The 2527-nt window shown below is 62.7% G+C and carries 4 protein-coding genes; all 4 read left to right on the top strand.

Annotated elements, in window-relative coordinates; translation table 11 throughout:
• A partial coding sequence (locus tag CHB90_RS27280; RefSeq protein ID WP_245823393.1) for a hypothetical protein occupies window positions 1-217 on the top strand: 217 nt, incomplete at its 5' end.
• Window positions 139-456, top strand: a complete 318-nt coding sequence (gene tnpA / locus CHB90_RS25765; protein WP_245823392.1) for an IS66-like element accessory protein TnpA — start codon at window positions 139-141, stop codon at window positions 454-456. The genes CHB90_RS27280 and tnpA, both read left to right, overlap by 79 nt.
• Window positions 453-803: an IS66 family insertion sequence element accessory protein TnpB gene (gene tnpB / locus CHB90_RS25760; protein WP_089280541.1), complete on the top strand. Its 351-nt coding sequence runs from the start codon at window positions 453-455 to the stop codon at window positions 801-803. The genes tnpA and tnpB overlap by 4 nt, the downstream gene beginning before the upstream one ends.
• Before the next feature lie 59 nt (window positions 804-862).
• Window positions 863-2503 carry an IS66 family transposase gene (gene tnpC, locus CHB90_RS25755; RefSeq protein WP_089280540.1) on the top strand — a complete coding sequence of 547 codons (1641 nt, stop codon included), beginning with the start codon at window positions 863-865 and terminating at the stop codon, window positions 2501-2503.
• Window positions 2504-2527: the final 24 nt, after the last annotated feature.

Below are 2527 nucleotides of genomic sequence, written 5' to 3'. Positions count from 1 at the left end.
GGGGCCGTCTGACTTCGGCTACGATCCGATGATAAGTCCGACCTTATGTCTGATTTCATTTACCGCCCTCAAATCGAAGTTCTCTCCGCGGCCGATGGCGTTCGCCGTCGGCGATGGTCGGATAAGGACAAGCTCCGGATTGTCGAGGAAAGTTTTGTCGGCCACCGGCAAGTTTCGGTCACGGCGCGGCGGCATGGCATTTGCCGATCGCTGTTGACGATCTGGCGTCGGCAGTATCGAAACGGTGAGCTTGGTGCGGCCCGCCCGGTATCCTTCGCCCCGGTGACCGTGACGCAGGATGTCCCGACCTCTCGGCCCGGGCCGGTTGATCCCCCTGATCCCTCACGGACCTCTCAGGTGGAGATTGCCCTGCCAAATGGCCGTCGGCTTATCGTGGCCCCCGGTATCGAGATGGGAGCACTTGCCCGGATCCTGTCAGTGGTGGACGAGCAATGATCGCGTTTCCGGCGGGCACGAAGGTGTGGATTGCGGGCGGGGTGACGGATATGCGGCGCGGCATGAATACCCTTGCGCTGGCGGTTCAGCAGGGTCTTGGGCGCGATCCGCATGGTGGCGAAATTTTCTGCTTTCGTGGTCGAAAGGGCGATCTGGTGAAACTGCTTTGGCATGATGGGGTCGGCATGTCGCTCTACACAAAGCGGCTGGAGGCGGGAAAGTTCATCTGGCCGGTGAGCCAGGATGGAACCGCTGTTTCGATATCCGCGGCGCAGCTGGGCTATCTGCTCGAAGGGATCGACTGGCGCAACCCACGCTGGACGCAAAGGCCTGCAAAGGCGGGATAATTCATCCTGAAACCTCTGTTTTTATTGGCGATCCGGGTCATCTGTGGTAGTCCTCTGCCATGTCAGATGCCGCTTCCGAAATCGCCAGATTGCGCGCTGAATTGGCCGCGCAAACAGCCCGTGCGCAGGCTGCTGAACGCGACCTGGTGCAGGCGCGCGCCCTGGCATCCTGCACCGAGGCGATGGTCAAGGAACTGAAGCTGGAGATCGCCAAGCTGCGCCGCGACAAATACGGTATCTCCTCTGAGCGCCGCGCGCGGCTGATCGATCAGCTGGAATTGCAGCTTGAAGACCTGGAAGCCACGGCGACCGAGGATGCGCTGGCCGCTGAACAGGCGGCGCAGGACAAGACCAGCACCGTGCGCGCCTTCACGCGGCGCAAGCCCGTGCGCAAACCCTTCCCCGACCATCTGCCGCGCGAGCGTGTGGTGGTCGAGGCCCCAACCAACTGCACCTGCTGTGGTTCGGACCGCATCGTGAAGATGGGCGAGGATATCACCGAGACGCTGGAGGTCATTCCCCGCCAGTGGAAGGTGATCCAGACGGTGCGCGAGAAGGTCACCTGCAGGACCTGCGAGAAGATCAGCCAGCCACCAGCGCCATTCCATGTCATCCCGCGTGGCTGGGCCGGGCCCAGCCTGATCGCCATGGTGGCCTTCGACAAATACGGCCAGCATCAGCCGCTGAACCGCCAATCCGAGCGCATTGCGCGCGAGGGTATCGATCTCAGCCTCTCCACTCTCGCCGATCTGATCGGTCATGCCTGCGTGGCGCTGACCCCGATCCATGAGCTGATCGAGCGCCATGTGCTGGAAGGCGCGCGCCTGCATGGCGATGACACGACGGTGCCGCTTCTGGCGCGTGGCGGCACCAAAACAGCACGGCTGTGGACCTATGTGCGTGATGACCGGCCATGGGGTGGCCGCGCGCCACCCGCAGCCTTGTTCAAGTTCTCGCGGGATCGCCAGATGATCCACCCCAACAAGCATCTCGCGGGGTGGCAGGGTGTTCTGCAGGCTGATGCCTATAGCGGCTACAATGACCTCTATCTGGACGACCGCAGCCCCGGCCCTGCGCGCAGCGCGCTCTGCTGGAGCCACGCGCGGCGCAAGTTCTTCGAGCTGGCCGATATCGCGGGCAACGTGCGCAAGAACAAGCCCGCGCATGACGTCTCGCCCGTCGCTCTGGAAGCCGTGAAACGGATAGACGCGATCTTCGACGTCGAGCGTGACATCAACGGCGTGGACGCGGCGGCCCGCCTCGCCGTGCGACAGGATCGATGTCGTCCAATGGTCGAGGAACTGCGCACCTGGCTGCTGGAAGAGCGCGCCAGACTGTCGAAGCACAACAGCGTCGCAAAGGCCATCGATTACATGATGCCGCCCAAGAGCGACCGATGGGATGCCTTCACCGCTTTCCTGGAGGATGGGCGCATCTGCCTGACCAACAATGCCGCCGAACGCGCCCTCAGAGGGATCGCATTGGGAAGAAAGTCGTGGCTTTTTGCCGGATCAGAGCGCGGCGGCGAAAGGGCGGCCTTCATGTATACCCTGATTGTCAGCTGCAAGACGAACGACATCGACCCGCAAGCCTGGATGGCAGATGTCCTGGCGCGCTTGCCAGACATCACCGTGTCACGCTTGCCTGAATTGCTCCCATGGAACTGGAAGGCCGAGCAGAAAGCTGTCAAGGCCGCGTGACCGCGTCCCTCGCCGGATGCTTAC

The sequence above is a fragment of the Antarctobacter heliothermus genome, from assembly GCF_900188425.1.
Classification (GTDB): Bacteria; Pseudomonadota; Alphaproteobacteria; order Rhodobacterales; family Rhodobacteraceae; genus Antarctobacter; species Antarctobacter heliothermus.
Note: the sequence above shows the minus strand (reverse complement) of the source record. Positions and strands in the feature narration are given on the sequence as shown.